Origin of the sequence: Streptomyces sp. NPDC048623 (assembly GCF_040650755.1) — a bacterium.
Lineage (GTDB): Bacteria > Actinomycetota > Actinomycetes > Streptomycetales > Streptomycetaceae > Streptomyces.
On record NZ_JBEZHV010000012.1, the window covers coordinates 1 to 18,270 of the forward strand.

The 18,270-nt window shown below is 75.6% G+C and carries 17 protein-coding genes; 9 read left to right on the forward strand and 8 right to left on the reverse strand.

Annotation, left to right across the window (positions count from 1 at the left end; genetic code table 11):
* Positions 1-88 precede the first annotated feature (88 nt).
* Positions 89-445, reverse strand: a complete 357-nt coding sequence (locus tag AB0C73_RS18735; RefSeq protein WP_362531023.1) for a cupin domain-containing protein — start codon at positions 443-445, stop codon at positions 89-91.
* A 450-nt stretch (positions 446-895) separates the two neighbouring features.
* On the opposite strand from AB0C73_RS18735, the gene AB0C73_RS18740 reads away from it, so the two are divergent.
* The 4 genes from AB0C73_RS18740 (at position 896) to AB0C73_RS18755 (ending at position 4,890) form a co-directional block, all read left to right on the forward strand.
* Entirely contained in the window at positions 896-1,804 is a 909-nt protein-coding gene (locus AB0C73_RS18740) for a hypothetical protein (protein WP_362531026.1), read from the forward strand.
* Entirely contained in the window at positions 1,788-2,984 is a 1,197-nt protein-coding gene (locus tag AB0C73_RS18745; RefSeq protein WP_362531029.1) for a hypothetical protein, read from the forward strand. The genes AB0C73_RS18740 and AB0C73_RS18745 overlap by 17 nt, the downstream gene beginning before the upstream one ends.
* Positions 2,985-3,058: 74 nt before the next feature.
* Positions 3,059-3,979, forward strand: coding sequence for a pseudouridine-5'-phosphate glycosidase (locus tag AB0C73_RS18750; RefSeq protein ID WP_362531032.1), 921 nt, complete (start codon positions 3,059-3,061; stop codon positions 3,977-3,979).
* On the forward strand, positions 3,976-4,890 hold the full coding sequence (locus AB0C73_RS18755) for a PfkB family carbohydrate kinase (RefSeq protein WP_362531035.1): 915 nt from the start codon (positions 3,976-3,978) through the stop codon (positions 4,888-4,890). Before AB0C73_RS18750 ends, AB0C73_RS18755 begins: the two co-directional genes overlap by 4 nt.
* On the opposite strand, the gene AB0C73_RS18760 is transcribed toward AB0C73_RS18755, so the two are convergent.
* The gene (locus AB0C73_RS18760; RefSeq protein ID WP_362531038.1) at positions 4,887-5,522 is read right to left on the reverse strand and encodes a uridine kinase; all 636 of its coding nucleotides are present in this window, start codon (positions 5,520-5,522) and stop codon (positions 4,887-4,889) included. The genes AB0C73_RS18755 and AB0C73_RS18760 overlap by 4 nt on opposite strands.
* A 127-nt stretch (positions 5,523-5,649) precedes the next feature.
* A complete protein-coding gene (locus AB0C73_RS18765) occupies positions 5,650-6,309 on the reverse strand; it encodes a winged helix-turn-helix transcriptional regulator (protein WP_362531040.1) in 660 nt (219 codons plus the stop codon).
* Positions 6,310-6,393: 84 nt separating this feature from the next.
* Here AB0C73_RS18765 and AB0C73_RS18770 point away from each other — a divergent pair, with 84 nt between their 5' ends.
* The 3 genes from AB0C73_RS18770 (at position 6,394) to AB0C73_RS18780 (ending at position 8,896) form a co-directional block, all read left to right on the forward strand.
* Positions 6,394-7,605, forward strand: coding sequence for a pyridoxal phosphate-dependent aminotransferase (locus tag AB0C73_RS18770; RefSeq protein WP_362531042.1), 1,212 nt, complete (start codon positions 6,394-6,396; stop codon positions 7,603-7,605).
* Between the two features lie 106 nt (positions 7,606-7,711).
* Complete coding sequence (locus AB0C73_RS18775; RefSeq protein ID WP_362531044.1) at positions 7,712-8,170, forward strand: hypothetical protein; 459 nt, start codon at positions 7,712-7,714, stop codon at positions 8,168-8,170.
* Between the two features lie 60 nt (positions 8,171-8,230).
* Positions 8,231-8,896, forward strand: a complete 666-nt coding sequence (locus AB0C73_RS18780) for a DUF2293 domain-containing protein (RefSeq protein WP_362531046.1) — start codon at positions 8,231-8,233, stop codon at positions 8,894-8,896.
* Between the two features lie 383 nt (positions 8,897-9,279).
* On the opposite strand, the gene AB0C73_RS18785 is transcribed toward AB0C73_RS18780, so the two are convergent.
* Positions 9,280-10,086 carry a chaplin gene (locus AB0C73_RS18785; RefSeq protein WP_362531048.1) on the reverse strand — a complete coding sequence of 269 codons (807 nt, stop codon included), beginning with the start codon at positions 10,084-10,086 and terminating at the stop codon, positions 9,280-9,282.
* Between the two features lie 180 nt (positions 10,087-10,266).
* On the opposite strand from AB0C73_RS18785, the gene AB0C73_RS18790 reads away from it, so the two are divergent.
* Positions 10,267-10,707, forward strand: coding sequence for a hypothetical protein (locus AB0C73_RS18790; protein ID WP_362531050.1), 441 nt, complete (start codon positions 10,267-10,269; stop codon positions 10,705-10,707).
* 46 nt (positions 10,708-10,753) lie between these two features.
* Entirely contained in the window at positions 10,754-12,112 is a 1,359-nt protein-coding gene (locus tag AB0C73_RS18795; protein WP_362531053.1) for a hypothetical protein, read from the forward strand.
* On the opposite strand, the gene AB0C73_RS18800 is transcribed toward AB0C73_RS18795, so the two are convergent.
* From AB0C73_RS18800 to AB0C73_RS18815, 4 genes are all read right to left on the reverse strand, one after another.
* Complete coding sequence (locus tag AB0C73_RS18800) at positions 12,109-13,011, reverse strand: tetratricopeptide repeat protein (protein WP_362531056.1); 903 nt, start codon at positions 13,009-13,011, stop codon at positions 12,109-12,111. The two genes, AB0C73_RS18795 and AB0C73_RS18800, sit on opposite strands and share 4 nt — an antisense overlap.
* A 478-nt stretch (positions 13,012-13,489) precedes the next feature.
* Positions 13,490-13,975 carry a hypothetical protein gene (locus tag AB0C73_RS18805; RefSeq protein ID WP_362531058.1) on the reverse strand — a complete coding sequence of 162 codons (486 nt, stop codon included), beginning with the start codon at positions 13,973-13,975 and terminating at the stop codon, positions 13,490-13,492.
* Between the two features lie 44 nt (positions 13,976-14,019).
* A complete protein-coding gene (locus AB0C73_RS18810) occupies positions 14,020-15,381 on the reverse strand; it encodes an SWIM zinc finger family protein (protein WP_362531061.1) in 1,362 nt (453 codons plus the stop codon).
* Positions 15,378-18,263 (reverse strand): DEAD/DEAH box helicase, encoded by a 2,886-nt coding sequence (locus AB0C73_RS18815; protein WP_362531063.1) that lies wholly within the window; start codon positions 18,261-18,263, stop codon positions 15,378-15,380. Before AB0C73_RS18815 ends, AB0C73_RS18810 begins: the two co-directional genes overlap by 4 nt.
* Between the last annotated feature and the right edge of the window lie 7 nt (positions 18,264-18,270).

The window sequence follows — 18,270 nt, forward strand, 5'->3', positions numbered from 1 at the left end:
TTTCCTACCAGACCCGCGAAACCCCCTCGGAAGGAGGGGCGTTCGCGGGGCGGCGCGGCCGGAGCGGCCGGAGCGGCCGGAGCGGCCGTCAGAGGCTGATGTGGTACGCCTTGCGCAGGGTCTCGTGCACGGTCCAGGTGGTGCGGTCGCCCTCGCGCAGCACACACGCGTCGCCGGGGCCGACCTCCAGCGTCTCGCCGCCCTCGACCTCGACCGTGGCCCGGCCGCTCACGACGACGAAGAGCTCGTTCGCCTCGGTGTCGGTGACCACGCCGGGGGTGATCTGCCAGATGCCGCGGATCTGCTTGCCGTCGGCGGACTCCCACAGGACCTTCCCGGTCACCTCGGGGGTGCCGGAGACGACCTGACCGGGGTCGAGCGGCTCGGGCTCGAGCTCGGCGTCGGGGATGTGGACGGCGAAGGACGGCTGTGCGTGAGTGGTCATGGGCGGTGACTGTAACGGGGGTTCGGGGTCGCTCCGCCTCCGGGACCTGCTGGAATTCCGCCCTCCGTCCGCCGCTCCGACCAGGCACTTCGTCAACCCGCACGACACGACGGAATCCGCACGGGGGGTTTGCGGCGCGCCCGTGCGCCAAGGAGCGGCCCGGGGGTGCGTGGCGGGTCCGGCCGGCACTGATTCCGCAGTCGTTCGCACGCGCGTGTGATGGGTTGCGCGACGGCGCGTGCGGGTGAAGCACACCGAAAACCGTCCGCCGTACGGGCGGTGCCCGTGGGCATCACCGCTGGTCCGGGAAGGCGCCTTTGGTAGCGCCAATGTTGGTCCGGGGGATCGCGTCGCGCCCCCTGGCAGTGCGGGCGCACGGACGTCACACTCCCCCAGAGCCACACTCCCCCACAACCCCACAACTCCCCCCACTCCGGACAGGAGAGTGCGATGTCGGCCACCCCCACCCTTCTCCGCGCCGCCGTCCTCGGCGCGGCGGCCCTGCTGACCGCCGCCACGACCGCCCCCGCCGCCACAGCCTCCGCAGCCGATCCCGGCGCCGGCGCCGGCGCCGACTACAAGGCCGCCCACGACACCCTCGGGCCGCAGCGCCTGACGCCGGCCCAGCTCCGGCTCTCCGCGGTCAAGCAGGCCGCAGCGGCGAGATCGTTCGAGGAGGCGGACGCCCTCGGCGCCTCGGGGGCCATGGGTGCCCCGGGCACCACAGGCACCGCGGACGGCACGGGAGCGAACGGCGCCCTGGGCGCGCTCGCCGGATACAAGCTCTCCGGCGGGATCCACCAGTCGCAGCAGACCTCCTATTGGTGCGGCCCGGCCGCACTCGTGATCACCCAGTCCGCGCACGACGAGGTCGGCGGACGCTCGCAGAAGGACGCGGCGACGCTTCTGAAGACGACCACGTCGGGCACCGCCTGGTACGGGATCGACATCAACGTGCCCGATCCCACCGGCTATCCGATGGCCGACGCCCTCAATTACCGGCTGCCCGGCGCCGGATACGTGCCCAAGGCCCTGCCCTACACCCCCACCGCGGCCGACAAGACCGCCTTCAAGCAGCACATCACCCACGACACCGACTACGACTACGCCATCGCGGGCAACGCCTGGGAGGTGCCCGGAGGCCCCCATCTGGCCGGACATCCCAACATCGAGATCTTCCACTGGGTCGCGATCGACGGCTACAACACGGACACCGCCGCCGGCGAGGTCAACTACCTCGATCCGGTCGGCGGGGTGAGCACCAGCGTCATCTCCTGGGCGGGCCCGGTGCCGAAGTCCGCGCACATCTCCTCCGACACCCTGACGACGATCATGGGCGGCCGTGGCTACGTCTGGTAGCCCCACGCCCGGTCGGCGGGCAGGCGTCCCGGCCCGGTCGCTGCCGCTCCTCCTGGCGGGCGCCCTCCTCGCGGGGTGCTCGCCGGGCGGCGGGCCACGGCCCGACCCGCCGGGCCCGTCGCCGACGCGGGCCGCCGCGTCGGCGGCGGGCCCCGCCTGCGAGGTGCCGCTGCCGGACACCTGGCAGCGGGCCTTCGCCGCGGGCGAGTACCGGCAGCCCGCCGGGCAGCGCGCGGTCCTCACGGACACCGGCCCCGGCTGGACGGCACTCCAGCTCACCGGAAGCGGTCAGGAGGGCGGACGCCGGGCCGTGCTCGTACGGGGCGGCGAGGCCGCGCCCCGCACCCTGCTGAGGTTCGCCGACCCCGTCGAGCACCAGCTGCTCGCCGCCGACTTCGACGGGCGCCGGTGGGCCGCGTTCGCCGTCCTGGAGGGCCGGACCCTCGACAGCCCGTGGAGTCTGTACGTGTGGGACGCCGTCACGGGTACGGCCCGGCGCCTCGCCCGCGCCGACCGGCCCGGCCCGCTCCCCCGCCCCGTGGTGCGCGACGGCACCGTGGTGTGGGCGCAGGGCACGGGCGCGGGGCGCGCCACGGTGTTCGCCGCGCCGGCGGCCGGCGGCGGGCACGCGCGCGCGTGGCGCACGGCGGTCCTGGACACGCCGTTCACGGCGGGCGGTCTGCTGGTGTGGCGGGAGGCCCAGGGCGGCCACACCCGGCCGGTGGCCGTGACCCTGAAGGACGGGCGTCCGGCCGCGCTGCCCCCGCCGATCGCCGCCCTGCGTGATGTCCGCGCCCTCGTCTCGGACGGCACCACCTGGGCGTGGGTGGCGGGCGAGGCGGCACCGCGCCTGATGGTCTGGCGCCCGGGCGACGTCCGGCCCTTCGCCGCCGTGACCGCCTCCCCCGCCGTGGACGGCATGGACCAGCTGCGGATCGCGGGCCGGTTCGTCACCTGGCGCACGCCGGAGACCTCGTACGCCCTGGACCTCGGGCGCCCGGTCCGTACCCCCGGCTCCGGCTCGTACACGCGGATCACGCCCCCGTACGGCTACGCCGCGGCCTCCGGGAACGCGCTGGCCGTCGCGTACAGCCTCGGGAACGCCAAGACCGCCGACGCCCGCCCGGTGATCCGGGTGGTGGACGCGGCCCGGCTGCCCGGACTTCCGGGCTGTGGCTGAGGAGCCCTGTGGCCGATGTTCGCCATGTTCTTCGGTGAGGTTTGCGGGGCGGGTGGCCGCGCCAGAGATCCAGCATGTCCACGATGTCCACACAGGTGTCCGAAGAGGTACGGGAGGCGCTCCACGCGGGGCGTCCGGTCGTCGCGCTCGAGTCGACGATCATCGCCCACGGTCTGCCGCGCCCGCGCAATCTGGCGGTGGCCGGGGAGCTGGAGGCGCTGGTCCGGGACGGCGGTGCGGTGCCCGCGACGATCGCGGTACTGGACGGCACGGCCCGGATCGGTCTGGACGCGGCGGGCCTGGCCCGGATCGCCGAGGACCCCTCGGTGCGCAAGCTCGGCCACCGCGACCTGGCGCCCGCGCTCGCGAGCGGTGCGTCGGGCGCGACGACCGTCTCGGCGACGGCCTGGCTCGCCGAGTCCGCCGGCATACGGGTGTTCGCGACCGGCGGCCTCGGCGGGGTGCACCGGGAGTGGACCGAGACCCAGGACGAGTCGGCGGACCTGCGGCTGCTCGCCGAGGTCGGCATCACGGTGGTGTGCGCGGGCGTGAAGTCGATCCTCGACGTGCCCGCGACCCTCCAGCGCCTGGAGACGCTGGGCGTGACCGTCGTCGGCTACGGCACGGAGACCTTCCCCGGTTTCTATCTGTCCTCCTCCGGCGAGGGCGTCGACTGGACGGTACGGACCCCGGCGGAGGTGGCGCGGGTGATGCGTGCCCGGGACGAGCTGGGCGGGCCGCGCGGAGCGCTGGTGGTCGGCAATCCCGTACCGGCCGGGCAGCAGCTGGACCCTGCCCTGCACGACCGGGTCCTCGCGGCGGGGCTCGCGGCGGCGCGGGAGAAGGGGATCACGGGGCAGGCGGTGACGCCGTTCCTGCTGGAGTATCTGACGGTGCACACGGACGGCGCGTCCCTGGAGGCGAACCTGGCGGCGGTACGGGGGAACGTGGCGCTCGCGGCGCGGATCGCCGCCGCGTACCGCGACCTGCCGTGACCGGCGCGGGCCCCGGGCCCGGGGCGCTGCTGGTGGTCGGGGACGTGGTCACGGACGTGGTCGCCCGGTACGACACCCCGCTCGCGCCGGCGACCGACACGGCGGCCCGGATCCGTACCGTGCCGGGTGGCGCGGGGGCGAACGTGGCGTGCTGGGCGGCGCGTTCGGGCTGCGCGGACGTGCAGCTGCTCGCCCGGGTCGGCGCCGACTCCGTGTCCTGGCACGACCGGGAGCTGCGCCGTGCGGGCGTCCGGCCGCTCCTGGTGACGGACCAGGAGGCACCGACGGCGACGGTGATCGCCCTGGTCGGAGTGGACGCGGAACGCACCTTCCTGACGGACAGCGGGGCGGCGCTGCGCCTCTCGCCCGGCGACTGGTCGCCGGACCTGCTCGACGGGGTCTCCCGGGTGCATCTGTCGGGCTACCTCTTCTTCGCCGACCGCAGCCGCGCGACGGCCGTCCGCGTCCTGCGGGACGCCCGCGCGGCGGGCCTCCCGGTGAGCGTGGACCCCGCCTCCGCCGGCTTCCTCGCCGGCCTCGGCCCCGACGCCTTCCTCGCCGCGACGGCGGGCGCCACCTGCCTGCTCCCCAACACCGACGAGGCCCGTTTCCTGACCGGCCGCCCGGACCCGGCCGATGCCGCGGCGGCCCTCAGCCGCCGCTACCCCCTGGTCGCCGTCACCCTCGGCTCCGCCGGCGCCGTCCTCGCCGCCGACGGCCGCGTCACCGCCCACGTCCCGGCCCCACCGGCCTCCCCTGTCGACACCACCGGCGCGGGCGACGCCTTCACCGGCGCCTTCCTGGCCGCCCTCCACACCGGCGCCGCCCCGTCCGAAGCGGCCACGGCGGGCTGCGCGGCGGGCGCCCGGGCGGTGACGACGGTGGGCGGCAGGCCCGGCCGTACGCCTTAGTCCCGCCAGCCCGTCCAGGCCGGCCTGCGCGCGTCGTCCGTGCGGATGACCGCGTCGGCCGTGTCGGCCGGGGCGACCTCCGACTCGTAACGGGCGAAGGCGGGCAAGGTCCAGGCCTGTTCGGTGCGGCGGGCCAGGGCGCCGGGCGAGAGACGGAGGTGGAGGCACAGGTCGAAGGGGAACCAGTGGCCGAGCAGGAAGGGACCATGGAGCAGCAGGACGCCGCCGGGCGGGAGGGCCACGGCGGGGGTGCGGGTGGCGCGGTCGGTCTCCGGGTTCCGCAGATCGGGCAGCACCCGCCCGCTGCCGCCCGGCTCCAGCGGCCCGAACACCTCGCGCCACAGCGCCCCGGTGTCGTACCAGTCGCTGTAGTACGCGTCGGGGTCCTCCTTGCCGTGTTCGAAGCGCAGCGACTTCGGGCGCAGAAAGCCGCCGGTCCCGACGACGAGCACCGACCGGCCGCGCAGCCGCAGCACCGCAGCGACCCGTTCGGCGAACTCCCCGCCCGCGGCGGCGGGGGCACCGTCGACACCCACCTTGACCCAGTCGCCGCCATCCCCGGGCTCGGCCCGGTCGACGCGGTCGGCCACGGTGTCGGCCAGCCGCTCCCAGCTGATCGCTTCGAATCGCATCCGCCCCATCCTGCCGTACGGAAACCGAATCCCGGCGCCCCGGCTTGACCTTGCCACTGGCGACAGGGTTCGACGCTCTCCGCATCCGGCATCGGCCGGGCCACCGTGACCAGCGACCAGCACACGCTCACGGGACAGGAACCGGGTCCGTCAGCTCCGCCCGGCCCGACTCCACCGCCTCCGCGAGCGTCAGTTCGCCCTCCGCCAGCGCCCGGCAGGTCGCCGCGTCGGTGCGCAGGCGCACCTCCGCGTCCGGCGCCGGGCCGTCCCCGTACGCGAACCGCCCGTCCGCCCCGCTCCGTACGTGGAACTCGCCCTCGTCGAGGGTCACATGGACGACCTTCGCGCCGAGTCCCGCGAGCACGTCGAGGAGCGGGATGGCGAACCAGTGCGCGCGGACGGCGTCGGTGGGGCGGAGTTCGCCGAGGGCGGGCGCGCCCCACGCGGCGAGGGCGCGCAGCACGGGCAGCAGCTCGCGGCCGCGGTCGGTGAGCTCGTAGACGTACGCGGCGACGGGCGGCGCGAGTTTGCGGCGGGTGACGAGTGCGGCGCTCTCCATGTCCTTCAGCCGCCCGGCGAGCATGTCGGTGCTGACGCCGGGGAGATCGGCGTGCAGATCGGTGTAGCGGCGGGGCCCGGCGAGGAGTTCACGGACGATCAGCAGGGTCCACCGGTCGCCGACCGCGTCGAGGGCGCGGGCTGCGGCGCAGTACTGGTCGTAGCTCCGGCGGCGGGAGGAGGGGCGCGACGGGCGCGGCTGAGGCGACTGAGGCGGCTGAGCTGGCATGCGACGCAGTCTAGACATGTTGTTGGACTTTCCAAGCTCGAACTTGGTAAAACCAAGCATCAACACTTCTGGGGAGGTCGGCGCATGGAGTTCCGGCAGTCGAGCAAGCTCAACGAGGTCTGCTACGAGATCCGCGGCCCGGTCATCGAGCAGGCCAACGCCCTGGAGGAGGCGGGCCACAGCGTTCTGCGCCTCAACACCGGAAACCCCGCGCTCTTCGGCTTCGAGGCGCCCGAGGAGATCGTCCAGGACATGATCCGGATGCTCCCGCGGGCGCACGGCTACACGGACTCCCGCGGCATCCTCTCCGCCCGCCGCGCCGTCGCCCAGCGCTGCCAGTCGATGGGTCTGACGGGTGTGGACGTCGACGACGTGTTCCTCGGCAACGGCGTCTCCGAGCTGATCTCGATGGCCACCCAGGCGCTCCTGGAGGACGGCGACGAGGTCCTGATCCCGGCCCCCGACTACCCCCTGTGGACCGCCGTCACCACCCTCGCCGGCGGCCGCCCCGTGCACTACCTGTGCGACGAGTCCGCCGGCTGGTACCCCGACCTCGACGACATGGCCTCGAAGATCACCGCCCGCACCAGGGCCGTGGTGATCATCAACCCCAACAACCCGACCGGCGCCGTCTATCCGAAGGAGATCGTCGAGGGCATCCTCGACCTCGCCCGCCGCCACGGTCTGATGGTCTTCGCCGACGAGATCTACGACCAGATCGTCTACGACGAGGCCGTCCACCACCCCACCGCCGCGCTCGCCCCCGACCTGGTCGTGCTCACCTTCGGCGGTCTGTCCAAGACCTACCGCGTGGCCGGTTTCCGCTCCGGCTGGATGGTCGTCACCGGCCCCAAGGAGCACGCCCGGAACTATCTGGAGGGCCTGACCATGCTGGCCTCCATGCGTCTGTGCCCCAACGCGCCCGCGCAGTACGCCATCCAGGCCGCGCTCGGCGGCCGGCAGTCCATCCACGAGCTCACCGCCCCCGGGGGCAGGCTGCGCGAGCAGCGCGACCTGGCCTGGCGCAAGCTCAACGAGATCCCCGGCGTGAGCTGCGTCAAGCCGCAGGGCGCGCTCTACGCCTTCCCGCGTCTGGACCCGGACGTGTACCCGATCCACGACGACGAGAAGTTCGTCCTCGACCTGCTGCTCCGGGAGAAGATCCAGGTGGTGCAGGGCACCGGCTTCAACTGGCCGCATCACGACCACTTCCGCATCCTCACCCTGCCGTACGCCGACGACCTGGACGCCGCCATCAGCCGCATCGGGCGCTTCCTCGCCGGCTACCGGCAGTAGGGCCGACCGACGGCCCCGGCGACCGGCGGGACCCGCAACCAGCCCGTTCCTGCGATGATCTGACGGATCATCGCAGGAGTGGGAGTGAGGGAGGGGCGAGTCCGTCATGGATGCCGCACTGATAGCCGTCGTCGGAACCCTGCTGGGTGTCGTCGCCACCCACTGGTTCCAGGGCCGGGCCGCCGAGCGCACGGCCGCGCTCGCCCGGACCGAGCAGCTGCGGCAGGAACGGATCACCACCTACAGCACCTTCGCCGGCGCCGTCGTCGACTACCGGCAGAGCCAGAACGACCGCTGGTTCAAGGCCCATAGGGAGCCGGGCTCCGAGGAGGCCGAACAGTCCCGGTACGCCTCGTACCGGCAGCGCACCGCCGCCCGGCAGGCGCTCTTCCGGGTGCAGCTGATCTGCGAGGACCCGGCGACCCGCCGCCGCGCCGAGGCCGCCTTCGAGGCGACCCACTGCATGCACGAGGCGACGGACGACACCGACCGCGTCCGCCGCTCGGACGAGGCCAAGGAGGCCCTGGCCCTGTTCATCGAGGCCGCGGCGCCCGGCGTGCGCTGAGGCCGACGGGTCGAGCGGCACTCGGGGATGCACCGGCGTACGCGCGGGTAGAACTCCGGAGTGGATCTCGTCGCCCCCGTCGTGGTCGAACCGCTCCGGCGGCGCCGCTGCTCGGAATGCCGCCAGGGCCCTCTGGCGCGCATGATCGTCGAGTTCAACGCGCCCGTGTGCCTGGACTGCGCCGACCTCGGCCATCTCGTCTTCCTGCGCCGCGGGGACACCGCGCTCACCCGCCGGGCCCGCGAGGGCAGTGCGCTGTGGGCGGTGGTCGTACGGCACAACCGGCGCCGTACGCGGTACGAGCGCCAGGGCCTGCTCGTCGAGGAGGCGGCGCTCGCCCGGGCGGAGGCCGCCTGCCTCGCCGACGCCGAGGCCCGGGCGCGCCGCCGGGCCCGGGACGCGGCACGCCGGGCGGCGCGGGACGCGGAGGTCACGGCGGCCCTGGAGGCGGAGATCCTGCGCCTGTTCCCCGGCTGCCCGGCCGAGCGCGCGGAGCGGATCGCCGCGCACGCCTCGGCGAAGGGCAGCGGCCGGGTGGGACGCACGGCGGCCGGGCGGGCCCTCGACCCGGGCGCGGTCACGGCCGCGGTGCGGGCCGCCGTACGTCATGTCGACACCGACTACGACGCGTTGCTGATGGCCGGGGTGCCCCGGCACCAGGCGCGGGCGCGGATCGCGCCGGCCATCGACACGGTGCTCCGGTCCTGGCGGGCGGCGGCAGGCTGAGCGGCCCGGGCTCAGGGGTCCGGGCCGAGGGGTCCGGGCCGAGGGGTCCGGGCCGAGGGGTCCGGACTCAGAGGCCTGAGCTGAAGGGCCTGGACCGAAGGGACCGGGGCTGACGGGGCTGGACCGAAGGGACCGGGGCTGACGGGCCTGGACCGAAGGGCCTGGGGCTGACGGGGCTGGACCGAAGGGCCTGGGCTGAGCTGAGGGGCCTGGGCTGAGGGGCGCGATGACGCGGCGCCCTGAACTCGGCCCCTGGCCCCGTACGGCCGCGGAAGCGTGGGCCCCTGAAGGCAGGGAACGGAGGGCCCGGTGGCCCCCAAGTCGGGAGCGGTACGGCCGGTGTCAGGCCTGGTCGGCGCGGGTCAGGCCTGATCAGCCACCTGTCAGGCCTGGTCGGCCGCGCGACGGGCCCTGCGGTAGAGGAGCGCGCCGCCGAGCAGCAGTGCGGCGCTCGCCGCGCCGGCGAGGCCCACGGTGTCCGCGCCGGTGCTGGCGAGCGCGACCTTGTGCGACTGCGGGGCGGGGCCGGGCACCTGCTCGTGGCCGGGGGCGGGCGGCACGTTGCGTCCCGGGGTCGGCGGACGGGGGGTCGGGGTCTCGGGGTGCTCGCACTCCTCCTCCGGCTGCCCGGACTCGTTGACCGAGGTGTTGCCGAAGACCGGGTTGCCGATGCCGACGACGTTCAGCGAGTTGCCGCTGAGGTTGACGGGGAGGTCGACCGGCAGCTGCAGGCCGTTGCCGGAGAGCACGCCCGGGGAGCCCTCGGCGTGGCTCTCGGCCGTCGCGCCGCCGCCGTTGTGCGAGCCGCCGTGCGACGCACCGCCGTGCCCGTCACCGCCGCCGGCGCGGGTGCCGGAGTCGGACGAGCCGGCCCGCGGGGTGCCCGGCAGGTCCTTGTGGGCCGGACCGCCGGCCTGGGCGCCGGAGTCGTCGGCCCGCGAGCCGCCGGAGGTGTTCGCACAGCTGTTGCCGAACGCCGGGTTGAGCAGTCCGACGACGTTGACGGTGTTCCCGCACACGTTCACCGGCACGTGCACCGGCAGTTGCACCGTGTTGCCGGAGCCGACGCCCGGGGAACCTGCCGCGACGCCCTGGGCCGTGGAGTCGGCGTGGGCTGCGCCCGCCGACAGCGCGAGGGCGCCGCCGGTGACCAACAGTGTGGCCAGACCACTTCGGCGGATGTGCCTCATGGTTTCCTGCCTTCCGGATATGTACACGGGCACTCGCCCGTACCCGAAATAACGCCATCCATGACGTGGCCGGATCCGGCACCCCGCGTCTTTCACTCCAACGAGGGAGTGTGCGGCGGGCGATCAAGCTCCGACGTGGGGCGTTGCCGGTGGGCTACCGTGGCGCAAAAGGGGGTTGAGGTGACGGTGGGGCGGGAGCGGCTGCGGGTTCCGGTGGGGCGCGACGCGGCGCACTGGCGGACGCGGGCGACCAGGCGCACCGTGCTCCTGGTCGTCCACAACGTCACCTCGGCGACCCGACTGCTCGACGTGCTGCCGCTCTTCGACGACGCCCCGGACGTGCAGACCCTCGCGACCTGCACCGGCTCCTCGCCGTTCCTCGCCGGGGTCGACGCGCTGCTCGACCGGGCCGGGCTGCCGGTGGTGCCCTGGGAACAGGCGAAGGAGCTGGCCGCGGCCGGCGGCGTCGACCTGGCCGTGAGCGCGAGCTACGGCGGTGAACTCCAGGCGTTTCACGGGAAGTTGACCATCCTCTCACACGGCACTGGATACAATAAGAGGCTGGCGACACCGGACACCGGACACCGGACACCGGACACCGGACACCGGACGCGAGGGTGAGGGTGAGGGTGAGGGCGGGGGTGAGGGCTCCGCGCCCGTGTTCGGGATGGCGCCCGAATGGCTGCTGCACAAGGGCGAACCGCTCGCCACGGCGACCGTCCTCTCCCACCCCGAACAGCTCGACCGGCTGCGCCGCGCCTGCCCCGAGGCCGCGAAGACCGCCGTCCTCGCCGGTGACCCCTGCTTCGACCGGATGCTCGCGCTCCGCCGCCGGCGCCCGGCGCTGCGGCGCGCGCTCGGCGCGGGCGACGGACGCCGGCTCGTCGTCCTCAACTCCACCTGGGGCCGCGCCTCCCTGCTCGGCTCGGACGCCTTCCCCGCGCTGCTGCGGGAGTTGACGGAGACCCTGCCGGTGGACGAGTACCGGCTGTGCGCCGTGCTCCACCCCAACATCGGGTACGGGCACGGTCCCGGCCAGGTGCGCGCCTGGCTGCGCCGGGCCGCCGCCTCCGGTCTCACCCTGATCGATCCGCTCGGCCCCTGGCGGCAGACGGTCGCGGCGGCCGACTGCGTCATCGGCGACCACGGCTCGGTCACGTACTACGCCGCCGCCCTCGGCCTGCCCGTGCTGCTCGGTGCCTTCGCGGACCGGGAACTCGACCCGGCGTCCCCGGTCGCCGCGCTCGGCCGGGCGGCGCCGCGCCTGCGGCCGGGGAGCCCGCTGCGGGCGCAGCTCGACGCGGTGATCGACGGGCATGTGCCGGGGCGGTACGACGGGTTCGCGGCGCTCGCGAGTTCGGACCCGGGCGGGTCGGCGGGGCTGCTGCGGACGCTGTTCCACTCCCTGCTCGGCACCCCGGAGCCGGTACGCCCGGCCGCGCTCCCCTCGCTGCCCGTCCCCGGGACCGCTCCGGGCGAGGACGCCCTCGGCGCACCGGATCTCACGGTCCCGGTCAGGGTCCTCACGAGCGTCGTCGTGGACGGCGGCTCGCCGGAAGGCCCGCCCGAGGTCGCCGTCACCCGCTACGCCGACCCGTCCGCCGAGCCGATGGACGGCCAGGACACCGACGACGACGCCGCCCATACGGTCGTGGACGACGACACCGCCGACGCGGGGCGGCTCTCGCTCGCGGACCTGGTCACCGACCGGGGCCTGGCCGGCGACCCGCCGGGCCCGCGCGCCGCGGAACTCCTCGCGGCCCATCCGTATGCCGCGCTCGCCGCCGTACGCACCGGCCCCGGGCACTGCCTGGTGCGCGACCGGGAGGGGACGCTGCTCGAACTCGCCGCGCTCCCCCGCCCGGACGGCTTCCCCGACCCGTGCGATCCGTTCGCGTACGCCTCCGCCGTCCACGCCTGGCGGGCGAGCGGGCGCCCGCTCGCCGGTCTCGCCGCCGCGGGCCTCCTCGTGGTGACGACGGGCGCGGTGCGCCACCGGGTGGCGGTACGGGCCGTTCCGGCCTAGGGGGTGCCGGTCGCGTCGAGTTCGGCGCGCAGGGCCGCCGCGCGGGGCGAGCCGAGGCGTTCGTGCCGCTCGGCCGCCTCGGTGAGGAAGCGGCGGTACTCGGCGGGCGTGGTCGCGGCACGGGCGCGCAGTTCGGCGATGTCCGCGTCCTGGACCGGGGCCTTCTCCCCCGCCATCCGCTCGGCCGCCTCGGTGAGGAGCAGGGCGGCGAGCTCGGGATCGCCGGCCGCGAGAGCCGCCTGGCCGCGGCTGGTGAGGACGCGGGCCTGGTTGTACGGGTCGGGGACGGGCAGCTCCGCCATGGCGCGCCCGGCCTGCTCCAGGGTGGCGGCGGCCTCGGCATGCCGCCCCTGGCCCGAGAGGGCGCGGCCCCGGTGGTGGGCGAGGAGAGCGCGGGCGCGCGGGTCCTCGGTGAGGGCCTCGGCGGCCGTGAAGCAGGCCTCGGCCTCCTCGTACCGGCCCTGCTCCAGACGTACCAGGCCCATGGACTCGACCGCCGTCGCCTCGCCCCGGCGGTGGCCGCAGCGCCGGTCGGCCTCGGCGGCGGAGGTGAAGGCCCGCTCGGCCTCGTCGAGGCGTCCGAGGCCCTTGAGCGCGAAGCCGAGCTGGGCGTGCATCCGGCCCTCGGCCTCGGGCGTGGCGGAGCAGCGGGCGGCGGCGCGGACGCCGAGCCGGTGGGTGGCGAGCCAGTCCTGGTGGTAGCCGTGCCGGAGGAAGAGGCTCCAGAGCGCCTCGCACAACTGCCAGGTGAGGTCGTCGAGTCCGTACTCGTCGGAGGTCCGCACCGCCTCGACGAGGTTCTCGCGCTCGGCGAGCAGCCAGTCGGTGGCCTGCTCGGCGGTACGGGCGTCCGCGGGCAGCCGGTCGTAGGCCGGGCCGAGGTGCCAGCGGCCGGGCATGACGCGGGCGTCCGCGGCGGCGGCAGCGGCCAGGTGGTGGCGCAGCAGGCGCCCGACGGCGGCGGCCGAGCGGGCGTGGCCGTCGATGCGGAGGGCGCGGCGCTCGGCGTGGGCGCGCAGCAGGTCGTGGCGGACTTGCCGATGCCGCCGGTGCCGGTGAGGACGACCACGCGGGGTGCGGGGTCCGCGTCCGGGCCATCCGTGTCGTCCGCGCCGTCCAGCAGGGCCATGAGACGGCCGAGTTCGTCATGTCGGTCGGTGAAGTGGCGGGCGGCGGGCGGGAGTAACCGGGGTGCGGGGCTGCCGGGGACGAGCGCCGGGACGGCGGCGGCCACGGTCAGGTGCTCGATACGCCCGGCCTGGACGACGGGCCCGTGGACGGTGCCGCCGACCTCGTTGCGCACCAGGGGGTCGGGGAGAACCGGGTCGGGGGTCACCGGGGCGGAGAGTGCCGGGTCGGGGGTCGCCGGGTGGTGGGTCACGGGCGGGGGCCGTCCGGGGTGCCGCCCCCGCCTGTGCCGCCGGTGTCGTGGACGGTGTGCATCCGGTTCACCGTGCCGACCTGGAGGACGATGCCGTGGCTTCCTCCGGTGAGGGTGTTGTTCACGGTGGTGACGTGCTGCGGCGCGGCGGCCTCGGGTCCGGCCAGCTCGGCGAGGATACGGCGCAGTTCGGCAGCGGCCTCGGGGTCGGCGAGCAGGCTGCGGCGCATCCGGGCGCGCCATTCGACGCGGGCCTCGGTAAGGGCCTCGCCCGCCGCCTCCTGGTCACCGCCCTGCTCGGCGCGGAGCAGTTCGCCTCGGGCGGCCTCCAGTTCGGCGCCGACCGTTTCCGCGTCGCCGCCGGAGCGGGCGGCGAAGAAGGCGGCGACCCGGGTCCGGGCCCGCTCCCAGCCGTCGCCGACCATCTGCTGGACGAGGGCGGTCGCCCCCGCTGTCGCCAGTGCCACCAACTCGGCTTCCACCGGGCCCCCTTCGCCGTGCCGCGTGTCTCCCGTCAGCCTATCGGTCACCTCCCCAGGAGGTCGGTGATCACACCGACCGGATCGGCGTCGGGGGTGCCGCGCGGCCACCAGTCCTCGCGATCGGCGTCCGACTCGTAGCCGTACCAGAGGCCGTCGCGGCCGAGGCGCAGCTGGAGGGAACGGGTGGACAGGCGGTTGCGCCAGGGGCGGAAGGCCGGCAGGTCGGCGGCGAGCAGGACGGGTCTGGCCCGGTCGAAGGGGCCGGCGGGCGGATCCCAGGGCTCCTCCAGTACGGCGAGTCCGGCGGAGCCGCCCTGCCGCCAGGCGGCCACGGCCCGGGCCAGGTCGGTGGGGGTGCGGTCGAGGGCGTACGCAAGGTCGCGGTAGAGGGCGCGGGTGGAGGCGGTGAGGCCGGAGCCGGGGTGGGCGGCGGCCAGCCGGACCGCGTCCTGCCAGGGGGTGAGGGCGGCGACGGGGTCGTGCCCGGTGGTGAGGAAGGCGTGGGCGCGGGCGGCGGCCTCCCCGGCGAGGAGGTCGAGGGCGAGCGGGTCCGGCGCGTCGGGGTCGGCGGGGAACACGGCGGGCCGGCCGGGCCGGGCGGGTGCGGGGAACGGCGGTGGCAGCGGCAGCGGGGTGTGCCCGGTGGTGGGCGCGAGCACGGTGCGGGCGAGGACGGTGGGCAGCGTGGGGACGGCGGAGGCGGTCTCGGCGGCGCTGCTCTCGACGGCGGCGCGGACGGCGTTGCGCCGGGTGAGTCCGGCGAGCAGTTCCTGCTCGCCGCGGCCGCGCATGAGGAAGAGGACGAAGGGGTCCTCGTCGAGAATCCGGGCGGCCTGGTAGCAGAGGGCGGCGGCGTGTTTGCAGGGGTAGCCGTCGTCGGGGCAGGTGCAGTCGGGGACGAGGTCTCCGGGGGCGGGCAGGAGTCCGGTGACGGCCTCCAGGGCGTGCGGCACGTCCTTGTCGAGGAGGGCGGCGATGTGCTCGGGGCGGGCGGCGGCCTCGTCGAGGAAGCGTTCCCAGTCGTCGTCGCCGAGGGTGCGCAGCCGGATCTCCGCGCGGTACGGCCGGGGCCGGCTGCCGTGCACATAGGCGACGACACGGCCGGGGGTGACGGTGATCGCGTCGACGTGGCCGCGCTGGGCGTAGGCCCTGCCGCGGGCGAGCCGGGCCTGGTCGAGCGCGGTGTCCTCCAGGGCGTCGACCCAGGCGTTGCCCCACCAGCTGGCGGCGAACCGCCCGTCGGGGGCCTCGCGGGGGGCGAGCTGCGGGAAGGTGCGGCGCCGGTCGTCGACGCGGGGCGGGACGGCGGCGCCCGTACGGGCGCGGGTGCGGGCGGCGGGGCGGGGGCTGCCGGGGCCGTCGGCGGGGCGGAGGCCCTGAGGGCTGCGGGGGCCGTGGGGGCTCATGCGGGCCTCCTCAGGGACACCAGATCGGCCAGTTCGCGGTCGGTGAGCTCGGTGAGGGCGGCCTCGCCGGTGCCGAGGACGGCCTCGGCGAGAGCCCGCTTGGCGCGCAGCATCTCGGCGATGCTGTCCTCGACGGTGCCCTCGGCGACGAGCCGGTGGACCTGGACGGGCTGGGTCTGTCCGATCCGGTAGGCGCGGTCGGTGGCCTGCTCCTCGACGGCCGGGTTCCACCAGCGGTCGTAGTGCACGACATGGCCGGCCCGGGTGAGGTTGAGGCCGGTGCCGGCCGCCTTGAGGGAGAGCAGGAAGACGGGGACCTCGCCGGCCTGGAAGCGGTCGACCATGCGCTCGCGCTCGGCGACGGGCGTGCCGCCGTGCAGCAGCTGGGTCGGGACGCCCCGGGCGGCCAGATGGTCCTCCAGGAGCCGGGCCATCGACACGTACTGGGTGAAGACGAGCACGGCGCCGTCCTCGGCGAGGATCGTGTCGAGGAGCTCGTCGAGCAGGGCGAGCTTGCCGGAGCGGCCGGCGAGCCTGAGCCGCCCGGTCGCGGCACGCGCGCCGGAACCGGCGACGCGCTCCTTGAGGAAGAGCGCGGGGTGGTCGCAGATCTGTTTGAGCGAGGTCAGCAGTTTCATGATCAGCCCGCGCCGGGCCATGCCCTCGGCGCCCTCGATCTGCGCCATGGTCTCGCGCACCACGGCCTCGTAGAGCGAGGCCTGTTCGCGGGTGAGGGCCACCGGGTGGTCGGACTCGGTCTTGGGCGGCAGCTCGGGGACGATGCCGGGGTCGGACTTGCGGCGGCGCAGCAGGAACGGGCGGACCAGCCGGGCCAGGCGCTCGACCGCCTCCTCGTTCTCGATCTCCTCGGTGTTCTCCACGGCGCGGGCGTGCCGGGAGCGGAAGGCCTTGAGGGGGCCGAGGAGGCCGGGGGTGGTCCAGTCGAGGAGGGCCCACAGTTCGGAGAGGTTGTTCTCGACGGGGGTGCCGGTGAGAGCGACCCGGGCGGGGGCGGGCACGGTCCGCAGGGCCTTGGCGGTGGCGGAGAAGGGGTTCTTGACGTGCTGGGCCTCGTCGGCGACGACCATGCCCCAGTCCTGCCCGGCGAGGCGCTCCGCACTGGTGCGCAGGGTGCCGTAGGTGGTGAGGACGAAACCGCCGTCGACGTCGTCGAGGCTGCGCTCGGTGCCGTGGAAGCGGCGGACGGGCACGCCGGGGGCGAAGCGCCGGATCTCGCGCTGCCAGTTACCGAGGAGCGAGGCGGGGCAGACGACGAGGGTGGGTGCGGTGCGGGCGCGGCGCAGATGGAGGGCGATGAGGGTGACGGTCTTGCCGAGGCCCATGTCGTCGGCGAGGCAGCCGCCGAGGCCGAGCGAGGTCATGAGGTCGAGCCAGGCGAGGCCGCGCAGCTGGTAGTCGCGCAGGGTGGCGTCGAGTCCGGGCGGCGGGGGCACGTCCTCGGGTCCGGCGAGCAGCCGGTCGCGCAGCGCGGCGAGGGCCCCGACGGGGACGGCGGGCACGCGCTCGCCGTCGACCTCCGCGGTGCCGGTGAGGGCGACGGCGAGCGCGTCGACCGGCTGCAGCAGGCCGAGTTCGCGCTTGCGGGCCTTGCGGACGAGGTCCGGGTCGACGACCACCCACTGGTCGCGCAGCCGCACCACGGGCCGGTGGGCCTCGGCGAGGGCGTCCATCTCCCGGGCGGTGAGCGGGTCGCCGTCGAGGGCGAGCTGCCAGTTGAAGCGCAGCAGTTCGGTGCTGTCGAAGAAGGCGGTGCCGTCGGTGGCGGAGCCGGGCGCGGTGCGGTCGGGGCGGACGACGGCGGAGGCGGTGAGCGAGCGGGCCAGGTCGCGTGGCCAGTGGACGACGACCCCGGCGTCGGCGAGCCGGGCGGCGGCCGGGCCGAGGAGCTCGTACAGCTCGTCCTCGGTCACGGACATCACGTCGGGCACGTCCCGTTCGAGGAGGCGGCCGAGGGGCGGCCACACGCGCGCCGCCCGGCGCAGCGCGAGCACGGCGTCGATCCGGGCGCGCGGCCCGAAGCTCTCGTCGCCCTCGCCGGCCCACAGGGCGGAGGCGTCGATGACGAGGGTGGGGTCGGCGAGGCTGTGCACCTGGAGCAGCGCGGCGGCGGCCTGCCGCTCCCCGCCGTCGGAGGCGTCCGTCTCGCCCGAGAGGTCGAAGAGCTCGAAGGGTGACAGGTCGAGGCGGAGCGAGATCCGCACGCCCGCGTCCATGCCGGCGGCGGCCTCGGCGGCCCAGGCGCGCGCGTGCGGCAGCCGGCTGGGCTCGCGGGCGGCGAACGGGGCGCCGGCGGCGTGGGGCGCCGCGGGGGTACGGGGCAGGGTGTCGGCGACGGCGTCGAGGAAGGCGCGGACCAGGGCCTCGGGCTCGGGCAGCCGGAGCGGGCCGGGGCCGGGGACGGGCGTGGCGTGGGCCTCGTAGGGCATGGCGGCGGCGATGGCCCGCAGATGGGCGATGTCGTCGGCGTCGAGCGGCCCGGCCCGCCAGGCGTCGTGGTCGTCGGCGGTGAGTCCGGGCAGCAGCCGGCCGCGGGCGACGAGGTGCAGGGCGTGCAGGGCGGCGGCGCCCCAGCAGGCGGTCGCGGGGTGCGCGGCGGGGTGGTGGCGGGCGGCCACCAGGTGGGGCAGGGCGTCGGCGACCGGCAGCAGCACGGCGGGCACGGTCCGGGAGCGGGCTCCGGTGCCGTGCCGCCGCACCACGGTGAGCTCGCCGCGCTCGGCGGAGGCGGGAGAGGCGGGAGAGGCGGGAGAGGCGGGTGGGGGTACCGGCCCGCCGTCCGGGGCCCAGAGGGCGATGCGGCCGTCCCGGGGCAGGGCGGCGGGCAGGAAGACGGCGGCGGCGCCGACGAGGACTGCGGTCACGACCCTG